The 17,345-nt window shown below is 59.4% G+C and carries 18 protein-coding genes; 8 read left to right on the top strand and 10 right to left on the bottom strand.

Going from position 1 to position 17,345, the window contains the following annotated elements; genetic code table 11:
- On the bottom strand, positions 1 to 319 hold a 319-nt coding region (locus tag BLV20_RS25180), incomplete at its 3' end, for a helix-turn-helix domain-containing protein (RefSeq protein ID WP_139192742.1).
- A gap of 299 nt (positions 320 to 618) precedes the next feature.
- Here BLV20_RS25180 and BLV20_RS25175 point away from each other — a divergent pair.
- Entirely contained in the window at positions 619 to 891 is a 273-nt protein-coding gene (locus tag BLV20_RS25175) for a hypothetical protein (protein WP_092305122.1), read from the top strand.
- 89 nt (positions 892 to 980) lie between these two features.
- On the opposite strand, the gene BLV20_RS25170 is transcribed toward BLV20_RS25175, so the two are convergent.
- Positions 981 to 1,268: a hypothetical protein gene (locus tag BLV20_RS25170; RefSeq protein WP_092305135.1), complete on the bottom strand. Its 288-nt coding sequence runs from the start codon at positions 1,266 to 1,268 to the stop codon at positions 981 to 983.
- A 343-nt stretch (positions 1,269 to 1,611) separates the two neighbouring features.
- Between BLV20_RS25170 and BLV20_RS25165 the strand changes: the two genes are divergently transcribed.
- From BLV20_RS25165 to BLV20_RS25155, 3 genes are all read left to right on the top strand, one after another.
- Entirely contained in the window at positions 1,612 to 3,063 is a 1,452-nt protein-coding gene (locus tag BLV20_RS25165) for a PAAR domain-containing protein (protein ID WP_092305121.1), read from the top strand.
- The gene (locus tag BLV20_RS25160; RefSeq protein ID WP_092305120.1) at positions 3,060 to 3,458 is read left to right on the top strand and encodes a hypothetical protein; all 399 of its coding nucleotides are present in this window, start codon (positions 3,060 to 3,062) and stop codon (positions 3,456 to 3,458) included. The genes BLV20_RS25165 and BLV20_RS25160 overlap by 4 nt, the downstream gene beginning before the upstream one ends.
- A 113-nt stretch (positions 3,459 to 3,571) precedes the next feature.
- A complete protein-coding gene (locus tag BLV20_RS25155; protein WP_092305119.1) occupies positions 3,572 to 3,967 on the top strand; it encodes a hypothetical protein in 396 nt (131 codons plus the stop codon).
- 219 nt (positions 3,968 to 4,186) lie between these two features.
- Here BLV20_RS25155 and BLV20_RS25150 read toward each other — a convergent pair whose 3' ends face one another.
- The 4 genes from BLV20_RS25150 to BLV20_RS25135 all read right to left on the bottom strand — a co-directional run bounded on the left by BLV20_RS25150 (position 4,187) and on the right by BLV20_RS25135 (position 6,761).
- Positions 4,187 to 4,939 carry a carbonic anhydrase gene (locus BLV20_RS25150; RefSeq protein WP_092305134.1) on the bottom strand — a complete coding sequence of 251 codons (753 nt, stop codon included), beginning with the start codon at positions 4,937 to 4,939 and terminating at the stop codon, positions 4,187 to 4,189.
- Positions 4,940 to 5,163: 224 nt separating this feature from the next.
- Positions 5,164 to 5,928, bottom strand: coding sequence for a Fic/DOC family protein (locus BLV20_RS25145; RefSeq protein ID WP_092305118.1), 765 nt, complete (start codon positions 5,926 to 5,928; stop codon positions 5,164 to 5,166).
- A complete protein-coding gene (locus tag BLV20_RS25140; RefSeq protein WP_092305117.1) occupies positions 5,925 to 6,188 on the bottom strand; it encodes a hypothetical protein in 264 nt (87 codons plus the stop codon). Before BLV20_RS25140 ends, BLV20_RS25145 begins: the two co-directional genes overlap by 4 nt.
- Positions 6,189 to 6,458: 270 nt before the next feature.
- A complete protein-coding gene (locus BLV20_RS25135; protein WP_092305116.1) occupies positions 6,459 to 6,761 on the bottom strand; it encodes a hypothetical protein in 303 nt (100 codons plus the stop codon).
- A 282-nt stretch (positions 6,762 to 7,043) separates the two neighbouring features.
- Here BLV20_RS25135 and BLV20_RS25130 point away from each other — a divergent pair, with 282 nt between their 5' ends.
- From BLV20_RS25130 to BLV20_RS25120, 3 genes are all read left to right on the top strand, one after another.
- On the top strand, positions 7,044 to 7,550 hold the full coding sequence (locus BLV20_RS25130; RefSeq protein WP_092305115.1) for a sigma-70 family RNA polymerase sigma factor: 507 nt from the start codon (positions 7,044 to 7,046) through the stop codon (positions 7,548 to 7,550).
- Positions 7,547 to 8,512: a FecR domain-containing protein gene (locus BLV20_RS25125; protein WP_092305114.1), complete on the top strand. Its 966-nt coding sequence runs from the start codon at positions 7,547 to 7,549 to the stop codon at positions 8,510 to 8,512. Before BLV20_RS25130 ends, BLV20_RS25125 begins: the two co-directional genes overlap by 4 nt.
- A gap of 96 nt (positions 8,513 to 8,608) precedes the next feature.
- Positions 8,609 to 11,449, top strand: coding sequence for a TonB-dependent receptor (locus BLV20_RS25120; RefSeq protein WP_092305113.1), 2,841 nt, complete (start codon positions 8,609 to 8,611; stop codon positions 11,447 to 11,449).
- A 37-nt stretch (positions 11,450 to 11,486) separates the two neighbouring features.
- On the opposite strand, the gene BLV20_RS25115 is transcribed toward BLV20_RS25120, so the two are convergent.
- On the bottom strand, positions 11,487 to 12,410 hold the full coding sequence (locus tag BLV20_RS25115; protein ID WP_092305112.1) for a LysR family transcriptional regulator: 924 nt from the start codon (positions 12,408 to 12,410) through the stop codon (positions 11,487 to 11,489).
- A 144-nt stretch (positions 12,411 to 12,554) separates the two neighbouring features.
- Between BLV20_RS25115 and BLV20_RS25110 the strand changes: the two genes are divergently transcribed.
- On the top strand, positions 12,555 to 13,772 hold the full coding sequence (locus tag BLV20_RS25110) for an MFS transporter (RefSeq protein ID WP_092305111.1): 1,218 nt from the start codon (positions 12,555 to 12,557) through the stop codon (positions 13,770 to 13,772).
- A 156-nt stretch (positions 13,773 to 13,928) separates the two neighbouring features.
- Here BLV20_RS25110 and BLV20_RS25105 read toward each other — a convergent pair whose 3' ends face one another.
- The 3 genes from BLV20_RS25105 to BLV20_RS25095 form a co-directional block, all read right to left on the bottom strand.
- Positions 13,929 to 16,130: an OsmC domain/YcaO domain-containing protein gene (locus BLV20_RS25105; RefSeq protein ID WP_092305110.1), complete on the bottom strand. Its 2,202-nt coding sequence runs from the start codon at positions 16,128 to 16,130 to the stop codon at positions 13,929 to 13,931.
- Between the two features lie 159 nt (positions 16,131 to 16,289).
- Entirely contained in the window at positions 16,290 to 16,664 is a 375-nt protein-coding gene (locus BLV20_RS25100) for a DUF7079 family protein (protein WP_092305109.1), read from the bottom strand.
- 14 nt (positions 16,665 to 16,678) lie between these two features.
- On the bottom strand, positions 16,679 to 17,296 hold the full coding sequence (locus BLV20_RS25095) for a hypothetical protein (protein WP_092305108.1): 618 nt from the start codon (positions 17,294 to 17,296) through the stop codon (positions 16,679 to 16,681).
- Positions 17,297 to 17,345: the final 49 nt, after the last annotated feature.

Below are 17,345 nucleotides of genomic sequence, written 5' to 3'. Positions count from 1 at the left end.
ATCCTTGGCCACCGTTGCGTTTGATCTCACGACTGATCGTAGAGGCTGCTCGCCCTAGCAGCGCGGCCATGGAACGGATCGAGTTACCTGCCACCACTGCACGCGAAATCTCTTCGCGCTCAGCCAACGTCAGCGCCAATCTGGACCTGCGGCGTACAGCGGGTCTGATACCGCCTGTTTCCGCCAAGATGTGCTGTATCGATGAATGGTTTCGATCAAATAGTTGGGCTATGTGCTGGAGAGAGTCGCCTTTCTGCCAGTGATCCCACATCAGTTTTTTCTGGCTTTCGGTGTAATAGATCCGAGGTCTCTGCTTCATCTGCAACACTCCTTCTGCTTACACAGAATTTAGTTGTGTTGCATCGACCGGTTGAATCCACAGCCGAAAGCAGCCATTCACAAGCGGATCACGGCATATTTTTGAAACGAAAAACCAAACAGCCTTTCACCTAAAGGCTGTCCCCAAGCGAATACCGCTTCTATAGTTCAGCACGTCATTGCTGACTGATGACTGGTCATCGCGGGCCAAAAACTATGTGCATAGCGCCTCATCCATCAACCGATTCTCTGTTCGGTCGGATGATGAGGCAGGGCTTAAATACTCATGGAGCTTCACCAATGACCCGCACCGAAGTTTGCAACCTCGTTCCACTCACCCGCAACGACACCGACCACCCCGTCCTCTACCTGGACACCAACGCCTCACTCTCCGATCTCTACACCTGCGCCCAACAACGCATCGGCGCTGCTCGCAATCTGCTGGAAATCCTCGACTGCGCTTCCGGCGCTCAAGATGTCGCCCAGATCCGTTTTGCCATCGGCCTGCTGCTCAGCGACGGCTGCGATCTGCTGCGTACCTTGGGCGATAAGTCTCAGGCGCTGAACGCTTAATCCCGGCAACCAACGACCGGGTAGCGCAGACCCGGTCGTAACCTGGGTGGGTCGAAGCAAGCATTCCCTGGGGGCCGAGGAAGTTGGTTTTACTTCTTCTTGCACTCCTCAAGCTCGTCCTGGCTTTTCAATGTCGTGGTTATGCCTAATCGATACTTGCAGTATTGGATAACCTGCTGCCGTTCCGTGTCGCTTAGCTCACTTAATTTTTTGTCATCTGATTCGTACGCGAAAATATTTTCAAATTTTATTTGAAAGGTCGGGCTTTTCTTGATGAAGAACACTTTTTCCAGGTAGGCGTCCTCCATTTTTTCGTAGAAGCCGATGTAGAGCGCTGCGATGAGAGAGATCGAGAAAATGATAAATAGTGATTTCATTGCTGAAGGCATGGCCATAGGTTTTTTGCAGTAGAAGCGGGATCGGGGGAAGGGCACAGGAGTATGTGTATCACCAATTATGATCGTGCCCGAACCGCCCAATGTCGCCATGAGTGCCGCCACAGGCGCAGGTGTTGTCTTTGTGCGTGGCGGCAAGACTATCAAAGAGCCCGTTGGAGGAGCCTGTGGCAATAGTTTTGGGCCATGTCCTGGAAGAGGGCGGCTCGCCACAGCCGTTCACCCTCTTTTAAGAATCGCCTTAAAGTCTCGGTCCCCGGTCCTGCGCTAGCGTCCCTTGTCTCCCCGGAGGGAGGCGCCTTTACCCATAGCGCAGGGACTCTCCATGATTGCTTCAGCTCGCCTCGGCGACAGCCATGTCTGCCCGATCCCGGGGCATGGCACCACTTCCATCGTTTCCGCCTCTTCCAATGTCAACATCAACAGCATGGGCTCCGCCCGGGTCGGCGACACCTGTGGCTGCGGCGCGGTCATTACCACTGGCTTCCCCTCGATCCTGATCAACGGCCGGCCCATGGCCCATCTGGGCAGCCCCACCAGCCATGGCGGCAGCATCACCACGGGTTCCAGTGACACTTTCGGCGGCTTTACCTTCGCCCCTGCGCCCGGAGCGGCCATCATCAACTTCGCCACCCTGGGCGCCATCCGTGCTGATGGCTCGGTAGACGAGCAACGCATGGCTGCGCTGCTGGCCGATCCCGCCCTTGTCGAAAAAGCCGAGGCCGCCAACGCCCTGGTCAACTCAGCGACCCAGTCGCCCATGGCCAGCCTGCAACAGGGCATCGAGCCGGGGTTCCATATCGTCGAACAACCCATGTCTCGCTCGGCGCTGGAGTCCATGCTCTTCGCCCAACCTGATAGCGCAGTGCTGGCGAAATTCCGTACCCTCAACCCACAGCTCACCGATTACGCCAAGCCCGGCCAACTGATCGTCCTCAGCGACCCGGCCAACTTACAGTGTTCCCACGAGGAGGCCTGGCTGATGGAAGCGGCGGAAAAGGTCAACGCCGCGCTGGAGCCGATGAGCGATGAAGAGGCTGGCTTTCTGGCGCGTAACCGGCATTTGCTGGAGTCCTTTGTCTCCCAGGGATCGACCGCGCTGGGCGTCGGCAGCGCGATCTTCGCCAAGAACCTGGAGGACATGAAAGCGTCGCTGCGGGATATTGAGAGCCTGCATAAACGCAGTTTTCAGCAATATGGGCACCTGCGCTCCGCTGACTTCTTTGTCGAACGCAAGCGGCTGCTGGCTCAACTGGATACCCGGCTGACAGCCTTTACCCGGGCGGGGATCGGTTTTCCCGAGCATCCGAAGCTGAAAACGGCCTTGGGGATTTCCAGCCGCAGCCTTGTGCACCACTGGACGTTGGCCGGCGCGCAGGGGCAGATACCTGGGTATGCGACGCATATGCAGGGGGTGGCTAAGGCGGCGAAGTATGTGAAGTACGCAGGGAGGCTGGGTATCGGGTTGGGTGGGGGAGCTTCGTATATGAAGGTTCAGGATGTGTGTACGGCGGGGGATCGCGAGGCTTGTGAACGGGTTAGGTTGACGGAGGCAGGGAATTTTATGGGGACAGTCGGCGGTGGCGTGGTGGCGGGCTCCATTTTCACGGGCGCTGTTACCGGGACTATTTGCGTAGCTCTGGGCGTTCCTACTGTTGGGACCGCTACGGTCATCTGTGGACTTGTGGTGGCTGGGGCCGGCTCTTATGCAGGCGGGGCGGCTTTTGGGGCTTTGGGAGAAAGCATTGGTGAAGTCATTTACGAGAGAAGCCGATGAGTTTGATTAAGTCTACGCATGATTTTCTGGCTCTTTTGGGGGGCGTACTCATTGTTGGCTTATTCGTCTGGATCGGTGTGTGTCTGTATTTGGCGTATACCCGTCTCGACGAGATGTTAGAGCGTCTAAAGCATTGCTCAGCGGTGATGAATCGAGCGCCACTTAAGCACGGTGGCCCTTTGGGAAAGGTCTTGTTGGTAGGGGGTATATCAGGAATTGTTACCTTTCCAGGCATCTATCTTAAACATGGTGGAGTCAGTGCTGATGACTTGAGTGAGTTTCCTGCGTCACTTAAGAAAAAACTAGCAGTATTGCAATGGTGCGGTATTGGACTGTTGCTAGGGGGAGTGGCCTGTGCGGCAGGTATAAAACTGATAAAAGTTTACGGTGCGTGATGAAGATAGAGTGGAGCGATGATTGGCGCGGGTCGAAGTTAAATGGAGCAGCGAGCCGGTCGAAGCCGTATGTTTCCATTTGGCACTGGCAGGTTCTTCTTTCGGGTTAACCAATGAGTTTTTTTGAATTTTTACATGAGATTTTTTCTATTTCATGTGTTGTAGTCATCCTGAGTATGTTGATTTGGATCTGTGTATGCCTGCGTTTGGCGTACACATCTGTGGATGAATACTTGGAGTTGCTGAAAAACTGCTCGGCTGTAGTAAGTCTTTCTCCTCTAAAGCAGGGAGTCCCCTGGGGAAGGCTGTTGCTGATGGGTGGAATAACATCAATTGTCACCTTTCCAGGTGTGTACCTTAAGCTTGGAGGCGTTAGTGTGGATGATTTAGCGAGCTTTCCGAAGCAACTTAAGAGGAAATTCTTTGTATTGCAGTGGACCTTAAGAGGGTTGCTTTTAATTATGCTGGTCTCTGTGGTTGGTGTGAAAACAATAAATTATATGTTTTGAAGGCTGATCATATGGTGTTCTTTTGCCATGCGATAGATCTCAAGGATATGTGATTTCTTTAGGTAGGGTTGGGCGGGGCTACTAGTGAATGGTTATTCCTTTGCTTCAATCCTTGCAGCGCAAGCCCGGTCGTTTATCCAGGCGGCGAAAACCAGCAGAGCCCAGCCGGCGTGCGGGGCTCTTTCTCGGCTTATCGGTAGGCGATGCGCACTGTCCGGTTCAGGCAATCAACTCGACTTTACCGGTGGCAAGGCGGTAGATGCCGCCTACGATTTTCAACCTGCCTTTGTCGAGCGCATCGGTGAGCAGTGGCGTGGCCTGTTTAAGGCTGTCGACCGAGTCCTTGATGTTTTGCGCCGTGGCATTTTCCATAAGAGCCCCGGGTTGCTTGAGCACTTTCTCGATAGAAGGCTTGAGTGCATCGGTCAGTTTCTGGATATGCCCAGGAAAAACGGCGTGGTCTTTTACGGCTTTTATGCCGGCCTCGATGGCGCCGCAGCTCTCATGCCCCAGTACGAGAATAAGCGGGGCGCCGAGTACCGCGACGGCGTATTCGAGGCTGGCCAGGCCTTCGCCGGTTACGAAGTTGCCCGCAACGCGTATGGCGAAAAGATCGCCTCGGGCTGTGTCGAAAGCGTATTCGGGGGCGATCCGCGAGTCGGAGCAACTGAGCACCGCCACGAACGGGTTCTGCCCGGAAACCAGGGCTTCGCGCTCGTCCTTGAAGTCGTGGGTCTTTGAGTTTCCGCTGACATAACGCTCATTACCTTCGATCAGTCTTTGCAGTGCCTGGTCGGGGCTGATGGCGTTCTGTGGTTTGGGCGGCGCGGCGGTTTTTTCGGCGGCATGGACCAGCCTGTCTGGCAGTACGCCGGCTATCAGCAGGGCGCCTGCCCCCAGTCCGGCGAAGCGAAGAAAACGACGACGATCGTGGGTGTTTGCGGCGGAGTTTGAATCACATGATTCACACATGATTTTGTGTTCTCGGGTCGACTCGGTGGGAATGACTGCCATTGGGGGCCAGGAACCTTCGGCCCTGGAATACTGGAGTCTAGACGGTCTGTAACACGATGTTTTCCGCGGCCTCGAAGGGTTGCAAAGAGTGACCTTCGGACGCTGCGTGACTCACTGAACGCTTTTGCAAGCACCCATGAAGCGGAGGAGAGAAGAGCGGAATTGTTTTGAGGGCAACGGGTTCAGTCATCAGCCCCCGGCACCACCGGGGCGTCTTGAAGCTGGGCCCGATAGGTTTTGTAGAGCTGCTGGACTTCCAGGTTATCCAGGCTCTCGTAGGTAATGTCTTCTTTGTCGAGTCCATCCAGGCCACGAATGCCACCGATCATCTGTGGCCACTCGTCACGGCTTGATATGGCAGTTACGAAAGGTTTCAGGTAATTGTCGAGGTGCCCTTGGAAAGGCGCTCGAATTTCGTTGCTCAGTGCTCGCAGGTAGTCATCTTTGTTCGTTCTGGACCAATTGATCGCAAATCTGGCCCGGTAGCAGAGTTCCATGAAAACCAGTAGGAGGGTGCGTCCGTTGCCGTCCAGGAAGGGGTGGGCGAATGCCAACTGGCCCATGACCTCTCCTGGCTTTTCTTGGAACTTTTTCTTGTCTGCCGCCAGCTTGAGCGCATAGTCGACGGACCTCTTGATGAAGTCAGGGCGCTCGAAAATGGTGCTGTGCGGGTCGTTGTATGTGCCTTTGAATATGGCGAGATGCGGGACTAGCTCATTTCGATCTTTGCCCGCCCAAGGATAAAACCCGCCAAACAGGATCTTGTGAACCTTAAGGATGGCTTTGTAGTCAGGTCGCCTCTTTCGGGCCAAGTGTGAAAGCGCCTCCTCGATACTCAGTTCGAAGACAAAGTGCTCAGATTCTTTGACTTCGATAGGGTCTTTGAGGCGTTGATGATTTCGAAGATAGCCGGCCGTTTCGAAATCACCGAAAGGATCGAAACTCATGCGCTAAGTTTCTTTTTGGCCTGCCTTTTTTCCTGGAGATAGCGCTCCTGAAATGCAAGGGTTTGGCTCTTGCTCAGCACGCCTTTCTTTTTGAGATTGACCAGTAATCGCTCAATGCTATCCAGCTCGACCGAGTCGCCGGCAAGGCGGGTGATGGTGACGGCCATGCGACTCATGCTGTCAGGCTCAGTGGTGACCTTGTGAGCCTTGGCAAGCTTGCGAACTTCACTGGCAACGCCAGAAACGGCGGTTTTGCTCATCGAATAACCCTCCATTAGCCGTCAAATCATAGCATCAACGCCTGCTTGTTTACGTCTGCGCCGAGCTTGCGACCGCCTCGATTTGTTACACGGTTAAGAGGCGTTAGGGAAGGGGAGCCGAGCGGCTTACCTGGAAGCCCTGGCAGCGTGGCTGGTGGGGGTGTCGCCGCGCAGTCGTGCCTGAGATCAGGCTATGTGAAATCCTACTGACCGATCAAAACAAAGGCCCCGACAAATCGGGGCCTTTTGCTTCAAGCCACTGCCACCAGCTCAGTTGGTGCAAGTAAGCCGTGAATACTTCGGCGGATCGAGCAGAATCCCTGGGGTCATGAAGGTCGAGCAGTTGAAGACGCGGCCCTTGGCGGTGGTGGCTTTGAAGGTCAGTTCCGAGCCGCCGAGGAAGTCTTCCTTGCCTTTGATGACGGGGCCCATGGTGAGTTCGTCGGTGGAGGCCAGGCCGATGGTTTCCGCGGTAACTTTGTGTATTTGCAAGACATTGGGGTTGGTCGAGCAACCGGCCAAGGTACCCGCCAGAAGCAGTAACGCGGGGGCAAAGAGGTGGTTTTTGTTCATGGCATATTTTCCTTAATAGTGTTTCGCCCTGGTTATCAGCGATCCTCAACGGGGCACGTCAGAAACGTGGAGTCAGGGAATCTGGCACGGCCGGCCCCTGTTAAATCTGACTCAATAGAGGGATTTATTTCAGCATGGCGTTGGAGGGGGGCATATAGGGCAAATGTGCTATGCCGAGGGCATTTCAGGGCCCTGCAAAAAACCGTGCCACTTCCTCTGCGCTGTACAACGCCCGTCGTCAAAATATAAAATGAGAAGCATTATCATTAATGCGGACCTGACATGCACGACGACAGCTTTGCCTCGCCCGTCGCCCGGTTGTATGCGAACCATCACGGCTGGCTTCGCGGCTGGTTGCATCGGCGGCTGGGGCACAGTGCCGATGCCGAGGACCTGGCCCACGACACCTTTGTCCGCGTGATGCGCTCGCAGGAGGATGTGTGCGAGCTGCGCCAGCCCATGGCGTTTCTCGCGACCATTGCCAATGGCTTGCTGATCAACCGCTGGCGCCGCCAGGCGATCGAGCGGGCTTACCTGGAAGCGCTGGCGGCGCGGCCGGTGGCCGAGGAGCCTTCGCCGGAAGAGCGGCACTTGATGATCGAAACCCTGTTGCAGCTGGATTCGCTGCTGGTGGGGTTGTCGTCGCGGGTGCGGCAGATTTTCTTTTTGTCCCAGCTCGACGGCCTGACCTACCCGCAAATCGCCGCGCAGTTGAGCCTGAGCGTGGCCCAGGTGCAGCGGGCCATGGGCAAGGCGTTCAGCGTCTGTTACGCGAGCCGTTTTGAATGAGCGGCAGCATGGTTGACCCGCGGGTGCGCGATAGCGCCATCGACTGGATGGTCCGCGCGCAGTCCGGGCTGATGAGTGCCGCCGAGCATCAGGCCTTGCAGCAGTGGCGGCAGGCGAGCGCCGAGCATGAATACGCCTGGCAGCGGGTCAGCAGTTTGTCGCTGAGGCTGCAGCCGGGAGCCAAGTTGTTGGCCGATGCCACGGCACGTCGCGCGCTGGAGTCGGCCGGGGTCGATCCGCAGCGGCGTCGGCAGATGCTCAAGTGCCTGCTGGCGCTGGGACTGTTCGGCGGGGTTGCCTGGCAAGGCGCGGATTCGACCCTGGTGCGTTCGGCCCTGGCGACCTACCGCACGAACATCGGCGAGCGTCGGCGCTGGGCCCTGGCGGATGGCAGTTCGCTGTGGCTGAACACCGCCAGTGCGGTGAACCTGGAACTGACCGCGCAGCGGCGCAGTGTGCAGTTGGTCGAGGGCGAGCTGGCGCTGGATACGCCGGCGGAATCGGCGTCGCTGCAACTGCTGACCCCGGACGCGGTGTTGTACGGCCGTGGCGCCCATTGGCTGGTGCGCCATGACCGGCTGGGCACCCAGGTCACGGTGCTGCGCGGTTTGGCGCAGGTCAGTGCGCGGCGCCATTCGCTACCGGTGCCGCTGCAGGCCGGTTGGCAAACCCGGATCGACCGCCAGGGCGTCGCGGCGCCGAGCCGCGTTGATCCGTTTATGGCCCAGGCCTGGCTGCGCGGCATCTTGCCGGCCGAGCGCATGCGCCTGGACCAGCTGCTGGCCGAACTTTCGCGTTACCGCCCGGGTTTTTTGCGTTGCAGCGAAGCGGTCGCGGCTTTGCGCGTGACCGGCAGTTTCCAGCTGGACGACACCGATGCCGCGTTGGCGTTGGTGGCCAATACGCTGCCGGTGCGCATCGAGCGACGAACCCGTTATTGGGTGACTGTGGTGCCGGCCTGAAAATATTTTTTCCCCGGGGCGCAGTTTTTTCGATCTGGCTTGGCCTTCAGGTATGACCCACCGGGACAGGTGGGTGCCAACCCCTAGGAGCCTTGCATGATCTTCCCCGCCCGAGCCTTGTGTGCCCGCACCTTTGGCCTGCTTTTTCTCAGCCTGCAACCGCTGTGCGGCGCGGCGCTTTTGGCCGCTGGCGAGCGCCAGCACTACAGCATCGACGCTGGCCCGCTGGACCAGGCGCTGTCGCGTTTCGGCGTGCAGGCGGGCATCAATATGGCGGGCAGCGCCACGCTGACGGCAGGCAAACGCAGCAAGGGCCTGCAAGGCGACTTCAGCACGGAGGCCGGCCTGGCGCGGTTGCTGGCGGGCACCGGCCTGGGCTATCAGCGCCAGGCGGACGGCAGCTTCGAGCTGTATCAAGCCGCAGGCGCGGAGGTGGTGCTGCCGTCGCAGAAAGTCGTCGGCGAAGACCTGGAGCAGAAGGAGGTGTATTCGGCGCCGCGCTCGTCGCTGTACATCTCCGGCGAGGACATGCAGCGCTTTGGCGTGATCTCGGTCGGCGACGTGCTCAAGGGCCAGCCTGGGGTGCAAGTCGGCGACAGCCGCAACGGCGGCGGCCTGGATGTGAACATCCGCGGCATCCAGGGCCAGAGCCGGGTGGCGGTGACGGTGGATGGCTCGCAACAGGCGCTGGATGTCTATCGCGGCTATGCCGGCACCCAGCAACGCAGCTACATCGACCCGGACCTGATCAGCGACATCGCCATCGACAAGGGCCCGAGCCTGACCTCCAGCGCCATCGGTGGCACGGTGAAGATGCGCACCCTCGGCGTCGACGACATCCTGCGGGACGGCAAGAACATCGGCCTGCGCTTGAAGGGCGACCTGTGGAACAACGGCGTCGCTCCCGCCTCCCGCGACGGCCACTCGTTGACCGAGGAGCTGTACTCGGAACCGCACCAGAGTCGTGGCGGTTTGTTCGGTTCGAAGGCCGAGTCCGGCAGCGCCGCGTTCGCCTATAGCCATGAGTTGTTCGACGTGGTGGCAGCCTATGCCCACCGCAACCAGGGCAACTATTTCGCTGGCAAGAAGGGCCAGGACCGCTACCGCACCTATGACCGCTACGGCGCTGAAGACATGACGGTGGCCACCACTTACAACGCTGGCGAGGAGGTGCTCAACTCCTCTTCCGAGACTGAATCCTTCCTGCTCAAGACCACGCTGCGCCCAGCAGACGACCACACCTTCGACCTCGGCTACCGCCGCTACGACGGGCGTATCGGCGAGATCATGCCGTCGGATATTTTCCGTTTCGGCACCGGCGGCATTTATCAGTACCCGCTGGGCCACACCAAGATCGACACCTACACCGCGCGCTACCACTACCTGCCGGAGGGCAACCCGCTGGTGGACCTGACGGCCAGCCTGTGGATGACCGACGCGCAAACCAGCCAGCTGACCTCGGTGGCGGCGCCGGCCTCGCAAGCCTATCGCTCGGACCGCAGCTGGAGCCGACAGGCCGACCGCCGCATCGGCGGCGACCTGGCCAACACCTCGCACTTGCAGAGCGACTATGGCGATTTCAAGCTGGATTTGGGCGGCTCGTTCCAGCTCGAGGATTTGCGCCCGCAAAAGGGCGTGGTCACCACCCAGGACGACATCAACGCCAACCGCATGCTGCGCGAAGGCGAGCGGCAAGAGTTCAGCCTGAACGCCAAGCTGGAGTACCAGCCGGTCGACAGCCTGACCCTGTGGGGCGGCGGTCGTTATACCTATTACCGCAGCAAGGACCACGTCGCCCATGCCACGGCGCGCTGGGAGGAGCGCGACTTGAGGTACCTGCGGGTTTCGAGCGCGGACACCTCCGGCAACATGCTGTGGTTCCCGGATTCGAACGGGCAGTACACCGACGCCACGGACCCGCGCCTGAACAACGGCATTGTCTTCAACAACACCAACTTTCCGTTCGAGGGCATTCGCTACAACGATTTCGGCGCGATCGACTCGACGGTCTACCCGTCGCAGGTGGGCGAGGTGGTCAGCGGTTATGACTATTCCGGCAAGCAGAGCAACAGCGGCGGCGCCTTTGCGCCGGCCTTCGGCATCAATGTCGAGGTGCTGCCAGACACCTTCGTCTATGCGTCCTACACCCAGGGCCTGCGCATGCCCTCGCTGTTCGAAACCAGCCAGGGCGTGTTGCAGACCACTCCGGGCAAAGGCCTGAAACCCGAGCGTTCCAGCAGCTGGGAAATCGGCGCCAGCACAATGCGCAAAGGCCTGCTGCTGGACAATGACTCGGCGGCGCTCAAGATTGCCTACTTCAACAACAGCATCAAGCACTACATCACCCGCTACTACGACCCGAGCCCGGGCCTGATGGGCCAGATGCGCTTCAGCAATACCGACAGCTTCAAGACCAGCGGCCTGGAGCTGCAGTCGCGCTACGACGCGGGCCGGGTGTTCGCGGACTTTTCCTCCACCTATTACCTGAAGACCGAAACCTGCGACTCGGCCTTCGCCGCGCGGCTGCGCGCCAGCAGCAATCGCTATCGGGACTTGAGCAACACGCCGAACTGCACCCCGGGCAGTTTCATGGGCTCGTATTCCAACACCCAGAATCCACCGCGCTTCTCGGCGAACCTGACCTCGGGCCTGCGCTTCTTTGACGAGACCCTGACCGTCGGCGGGCGCGCCACCTACACCTCCGGCCCGACGGTCAAGGCCGACGAGAACTGGCAGACCGGCGCCACCACGCCGCAGCTGGTGTACCGCGAGGTGGCGTTGTTCGATCTGTTCCTCAACTACAAGTTGAAGGAGCACACCCAGCTCAACGTATCGCTGCAGAACTTGACCGATCGTTATTACCTGGACCCGCTGGCGCAAAGCTTCATGCCGGCGCCGGGACGGACCCTGCGGGTGGGGCTGCTGACTCAATTCTGAGGGTTGGCTGAGGTGGGGCGGCCAGCGGCAGGAGCGCTTAGCGGCCGCCGTCCGCCAGCGGTGTCAGGCCCGTGGCCAGTGCCTCGAGCAAGACCCTGACCTTGGGCAGCGCCTCGCGGCTTTTGACCCAGGCCAGGTGGATCGGCATTCCCTCGCTGGCCCGATGAGCCAGCACCTCGACCAATGTCCCGTCGTCCAGCTGTTGCTGGATGAGCCACGACGGCAATTGCGCAATGCCGCAACCCGCCAGGGCCGCCATGACGATGCCTTCGCCGTTGCCCACCACCAGCTGGGCGGCGACCTGCCGGCGCGTCGTGGTGCCCTGGTCGTCGGCGAAATTCCAGGGGTTGATCCGGCCATCCACCCAGCCATAGGCGATGCACTGATGATGCTGCAGGTCGTGCTCGGTCTGCGGCATGCCTTGCCTGGCCAGATAGGCGGGGGAGGCGCAAAAGACATGTCGCTCACGAGCCAGGCAACGCTGCCCCAGCGTATCGGGCCAGGCCTCCGGGCCGCCGATGCGCACGACCACGTCGACGCCCTCGTTGAACGGGTCGATAAAGCCGTCGGAAAAGGAAACATGCGGCACCAGGGCCGGATGGTCCTGGGCCAGGCGCAGCAGGACCGGCAGCACCTGCGCGCGGCCAAAAGCCCCCGGCAGGTCGATGCGCACACTGCCCCGGACCTCGCTGGCCTCGGCCTTGAGTGACAGCTCGGCGTCTTCCAGGTCGGCCAGCACACCGGTGCAGGCGCGATAGAAGCTCAACCCCGCGTCCGTAAGCGCTACCCGTCGCGTGGTCCGATGCAGCAGCCGAGTGTCCAGGCGGCTTTCCAGGCGGGCGATGCTTTTGCTGACGGCAGAGCCGGTCAGGTGCAGTTTCTCGGCGGCGGCGGCAAAGCTGCCGGCCTGCGCCACGCAGACAAATACGTCGATGCCCTTCAAGCGTTCGGAGGAAAACATAAATATTCCTTATTCATGAATTTGATTCCGCGCATGCGGTAAAAACCGTCAGCAATGAGAAATGGGTTCAGCAGTATGCTTGATCCGCGTCGCCGTCGAGCGATGCCCAGGCGCGAACCCGATAAAAATGTTGATGAGGCAAGGATGCTGGCCACGCTAAAAAACTATCCGACGACGGTAAACCTGCTGCTTTCAGCGTCCCTGGTGCTGACCCTGGCCCGCGCGATCACGCTGCCTTATCTGGTTATTTATCTGTCCAGCCATTTCCACTTGAACATCGCCGATATCGGCCTGGTCATCGGCAGCACGCTGATCATCGGCTCGCTGTTGAGCCTGTATGGCGGTTTCCTGGTGGACCGGGTGTCCAGCTACCGGCTGATCCTGGTCTGCTGCGGCGTGTTCACGGCGGGTTTTCTCGGTACTTTCGTCGCGCGCGATCTGTGGCTGTTCTACCTCTGCCTGGTGTCGATCAACCTGGCCTACGCGGTCATCGATATTGCCGTGAAATCGGGCTTCGGCAGCCTGCTTCCCGTTGCCGGCCGGGGCGAGGTGTTTTCGATCAAATACACCCTGACCAATATCGGCTATGCGGTGGGGCCCTTTCTCGGCGCGGCAGTGGCCAGGCTGGATATCAGCCTGCCTTTTCTGCTGTCCGCGGGGCTGGGCGCAGGGTTTTTCCTGATCTATTGCCTGTGGGGCGACAGGGGGCTGGCCGGCGTCGAGGGGCGCGAGCCATCCGCACCGTTCCTGGCCGTGGGCAAACTGCTGCTGCGCGATCGCCGACTGGTGTGCTTCACCCTCGGCGGGCTGCTCAGCGCCGTGGTCTTCGGCCAGTTCAGCGCCTACCTCTCGCAGTACCTGGTGGTGACCACCACAGCCGAAACCGCCTACCGGATCATCAGCAGCATCGTGGCGACCAATGCCTTGACGGTGATCAGCCTGCAATACCTGATCGGCAGAAGAATCACCCAGGAACACTTGAGCCTCTGGCTCGCTGGCGGGCTGGCGATGTTTGTCCTGGGGCTGGCGGGCTTCGCATTGTCGAACAGCTTGGCGTTCTGGGTCATCGCCATGGCCATTTTCACCCTCGGCGAAATCATCGTGTTTCCCGCCGAATACATGTTTATCGACAACATCGCCCCCAGCCATTTGCGGGGCATGTATTACGGGGCGCAGAACCTGAGCAACCTGGGCGCGGCATTGGGGCCGGTATTGTGCGGGGCGGTCTTGGCGGTGCAGCCGCCGCAATACATCTTCTACATGCTGATGCTGTTTATCGTCGCGGGCGGAATGCTGTATTTCCTCGGGGCTTCCATTGCCGGCAATACGGCGCCGGGGGAGGAAGGTGTCGCCGGGGGCTAGCTGGGAGGGGTTGGAAAGTCGTTCTGAAGTCGCTGGTTCGAGCCGGCAGCGGGGCGGGTCCGGCGGGTTGGCCCGCTGATCGCCCGGGCCATTTCCTCTGCCTGTGGGGCCAGCGCCTGTCGATTCAACGGCGGGCGCTGTTCCCCGGCCTGGCCATCAGCTGGAAAGTGCCGCGACCTTGGCCCGCGCCGCATGCAGCTTCTTGTAGCTGTCGATCAGGCGCAGGTGGCGGTCGAGCCCTTCCAGCTTCATGCTGGTGGGCGTCAAGCCATAGAAGCGCACATCGCCATTCACCGAGCCAATCACCGCATCCATCCGCTCGTTGCCGAACATGCGGCGGAAATTGGTTTCGTAATCCGCCAGGTCCAGGTCGTCGTCCAGCTCCATCTCCAGCACCGCATTCATCGCCTGGTAAAACAGGCCGCGCTCGGCGGTGTTGTCGTTGTATTGCAGGAACATCTCCACGCACTCCTTGGCTTCTTCATATTGCTGCAAGGCCAGGAAGATCAGCAGCTTCAACTCCAGGATGGTCAGCTGGCCCCAGGCGGTGTTGTCGTCGAACTCGATGCCGATCAGGGTGGTGATGTCGGTGTAGTCGTCCAGCTCGCTTTCTATCAGGCGCTCGAGCAACGCCTGCAATTCTTCCTCGTTGAGGCTGTGCAGGTTGAGGATATCCTCGCGGAAGAACAGCGCCTTGTTGGTGTTGTCCCAGATCAGGTCGTCCACCGGGTAGATTTCCGAATAGTCCGGCACCAGGATGCGGCAGGCGGTGGCGCCCAGGTGCTCGTACACGGCCATGTAGGACTCTTTGCCCATGCCTTCGAGAATGCCGAACAAGGTCGCGGCTTCCTGGGTATTAGAGTCTTCACCCTGGCCGGAGAAGTCCCACTCGACGAACTCGTAATCCGACTGGGCGCTGAAGAAGCGCCACGACACCACGCCGCTGGAGTCGATGAAGTGCTCGACGAAGTTGTTCGGCTCGGTGACCGCCTGACCTTCGAACGTCGGCTGCGGCAGATCGTTCAAGCCCTCGAAACTGCGGCCTTGCAGCAGCTCGGTGAGGCTACGCTCCAGCGCCACTTCGAAGCTCGGGTGCGCGCCGAACGAGGCGAACACCCCGCCGGTGCGCGGGTTCATCAGGGTCACGCACATCACCGGGAATTCGCCGCCCAGCGACGCATCCTTGACCAGCACCGGGAAGCCTTGCTCCTCCAGGCCCTGGATGCCGGCCAGGATCGCCGGGTACTTGGCCAGCACCTCTTGGGGCACGTCCGGCAGGGCGAATTCGCCTTCGATGATTTCGCGCTTGACGGCGCGCTCGAAGATTTCCGACAGGCACTGCACCTGGGCTTCAGCCAGGGTGTTGCCGGCGCTCATGCCGTTGCTCAGGTAGAGGTTCTCGATCAGGTTGGACGGGAAGTACACCACTTCGCCGTCCGACTGGCGCACGAACGGCAGTGAAACAATGCCGCGCTCTTCATTGCCGGAGTTGGTGTCGAACAGATGCGAACCGCGCAGCTCGCCTTCGCGGTTGTAGATTTTCAGACAGTAGGGGTCGAGGATTTCGCTCGGCAGCTCGTCGTTGGGGCCTGGCTGGAACCAGCGCTCGTCCGGGTAATGCACGAATGGCGCGTTGGCGATCTCCTCTCCCCAGAACTGGTCGTTGTAGAAGAAGTTGCAGTTCAGGCGCTCGATGAACTCGCCCAGGGCCGAGGCCAGCGCGCCTTCCTTGGTCGCGCCCTTGCCGTTGGTGAAACACATCGGCGACTGCGCATCGCGGATATGCAGCGACCACACGTTGGGCACGATATTGCGCCATGAAGCGATCTCGATCTTCATGCCCAGGTCCGCCAGGATGGCCGACATATTGGCGATGGTCTTTTCCAGCGGCAGGTCCTTGCCGACGATATAGGTGCTGTGCGAACCCGCGTTTGGCATCAACAGGGCCTGGGCATCGGCGTCGAGGTTTTCCACTTCCTCGATCACGAACTCGGGGCCGGTCTGCACCACTTTCTTTACCGTGCAACGGTCGATGGAACGCAGGATGCCCTGGCGGTCCTTGGCGGAAATATCCGCCGGCAGCTCGACCTGGATCTTGAAGATCTGGTTGTAGCGGTTTTCCGGATCGACAATGTTGTTTTGCGACAGGCGAATGTTATCGGTGGGGATATTGCGAGTGTCGCAGTACAACTTCACGAAGTACGCCGCGCACAGTGCCGATGACGCCAGGAAATAGTCGAACGGACCCGGTGCCGAGCCATCGCCCTTGTAGCGGATGGGTTGGTCGGCCACCACCGTGAAGTCATCGAACTTGGCTTCAAGTCGGAGGTTGTCGAGAAAGTTGACCTTGATTTCCATGGGGACACCAGAATAGCGAGCAAAACGAAATGGCCGCCATTATCCGGTTTTTCAGCGCGAAGTCTTGCGCTTTTCGGCAAGCGGGCTAGGTGGTTCCAGGTGTTGCGGCGTTCTCTTGGGGGCAGGGTTCCGAATCGTATGGGGCACAGGCGTTGAATGTTATTTCGCTGTCTGCGGATCACAATGTTTCATGATTTCTTTCCAGATATAGCCGTAGCTGTAACGCAGCCAAGCGACTTTAACCTTGTCGAAATGCCGGCGTAGCCAGCTGGATTGCCGGGCTTTGAGTTCCTTGTCGATTTCCTTGAGTAGCCACTGATCCTCAAACCCGGTCCAGATAGGAGGGACGGGCGCCTCAAGGTTGTAGAAGCACACCGAAGCCACCTCCGAGTAGAGAATCTCTTCTACGGCTACGAGATCAAAGCGACTGATTTGCTCCGCGATATAGGCGTAGTCCACGGCACTGTCCACAAAGGCTTCAGCCAGTGCGACCTGGATACCGGCCTTTTCCTCCGGAGTCAGCGTATGTCCCAATCCGCAAGCTCCTCTCACTCGTCACCGATTGACGTCAGGCTCTCGGTCCACTCTTGGGTGGCCGTGTAGCGGATGTAATAAGCCAACTTCTCTGCCTTACTCAAACTGGTAAAAAACGGCAGGAAGTACTGGTCGTTGTAGTAGCCCTGGGCACCTTGCAACTGCGTTCCCCACCATGCAGGGTCGTAACCCTCGAAGGCTACCCAGGGCGGCGGAACGGCGAAACGCTGGCGCTTAATGGCTTCGAGAAAGTCAGTGCTGTTCGTGACCAGGCGCACCGTGACGGCGTTGAATTCCCGGGTGGATATAAAACAGATCAGGCGCTGGTGGTTTTCGACGTTTTCATACTGCCTGACGGGAAGGTCGTTGAAGCTGCGCTCGTGACTCAAGGTGAAGCTGGCTTCGATAAGTGCCTGGAAGGCATCCCTGTCGCTCCCATCGATCAGCAAGGCCCCGTAATAAGCCGGCACGCCTGTGTCTTCCAAAGAAACCACACGCGGTGGAAGGGACAGGGCGGGAGTGTGTGGCAGAGGTTCGGTGAAAACCGCTTGGAGTTCTGACAGGGAATAGCCAGCAATTTGCTCTTTGGGCGTGCGGTCAAAAAGACCTGCGATACGGTTGAAAAAACTCATATCGTCCTTGATTCAGCTTTGGTGGGTTTAGTGGAGTGGCGCTTCAAGG

Source organism: Pseudomonas sp. NFIX28, from assembly GCF_900107395.1.
Taxonomy (GTDB): Bacteria; Pseudomonadota; Gammaproteobacteria; order Pseudomonadales; family Pseudomonadaceae; genus Aquipseudomonas.
Note: the sequence above shows the minus strand (reverse complement) of the source record. Positions and strands in the feature narration are given on the sequence as shown.

Bases quoted from the DNA above. Each gene is read 5' to 3' on its own strand.
- BLV20_RS25135 (WP_092305116.1), bottom strand. From the start codon at position 6,761: ATGAACAAAAACCACCTCTTTGCCCCCGCGTTACTGCTTCTGGCGGGT.
- BLV20_RS25120 (WP_092305113.1), top strand. From the start codon at position 8,609: ATGATCTTCCCCGCCCGAGCCTTGTGTGCCCGCACCTTTGGCCTGCTT.
- BLV20_RS25160 (WP_092305120.1), top strand. From the start codon at position 3,060: ATGAGTTTGATTAAGTCTACGCATGATTTTCTGGCTCTTTTGGGGGGC.
- BLV20_RS25105 (WP_092305110.1), bottom strand. From the start codon at position 16,130: ATGGAAATCAAGGTCAACTTTCTCGACAACCTCCGACTTGAAGCCAAG.
- BLV20_RS25140 (WP_092305117.1), bottom strand. From the start codon at position 6,188: ATGAGCAAAACCGCCGTTTCTGGCGTTGCCAGTGAAGTTCGCAAGCTT.
- BLV20_RS25115 (WP_092305112.1), bottom strand. From the start codon at position 12,410: ATGTTTTCCTCCGAACGCTTGAAGGGCATCGACGTATTTGTCTGCGTG.
- BLV20_RS25150 (WP_092305134.1), bottom strand. From the start codon at position 4,939: ATGTGTGAATCATGTGATTCAAACTCCGCCGCAAACACCCACGATCGT.
- BLV20_RS25095 (WP_092305108.1), bottom strand. From the start codon at position 17,296: ATGAGTTTTTTCAACCGTATCGCAGGTCTTTTTGACCGCACGCCCAAA.
- BLV20_RS25110 (WP_092305111.1), top strand. From the start codon at position 12,555: ATGCTGGCCACGCTAAAAAACTATCCGACGACGGTAAACCTGCTGCTT.
- BLV20_RS25125 (WP_092305114.1), top strand. From the start codon at position 7,547: ATGAGCGGCAGCATGGTTGACCCGCGGGTGCGCGATAGCGCCATCGAC.
- BLV20_RS25155 (WP_092305119.1), top strand. From the start codon at position 3,572: ATGAGTTTTTTTGAATTTTTACATGAGATTTTTTCTATTTCATGTGTT.
- BLV20_RS25175 (WP_092305122.1), top strand. From the start codon at position 619: ATGACCCGCACCGAAGTTTGCAACCTCGTTCCACTCACCCGCAACGAC.
- BLV20_RS25145 (WP_092305118.1), bottom strand. From the start codon at position 5,928: ATGAGTTTCGATCCTTTCGGTGATTTCGAAACGGCCGGCTATCTTCGA.
- BLV20_RS25130 (WP_092305115.1), top strand. From the start codon at position 7,044: ATGCACGACGACAGCTTTGCCTCGCCCGTCGCCCGGTTGTATGCGAAC.
- BLV20_RS25165 (WP_092305121.1), top strand. From the start codon at position 1,612: ATGATTGCTTCAGCTCGCCTCGGCGACAGCCATGTCTGCCCGATCCCG.
- BLV20_RS25170 (WP_092305135.1), bottom strand. From the start codon at position 1,268: ATGAAATCACTATTTATCATTTTCTCGATCTCTCTCATCGCAGCGCTC.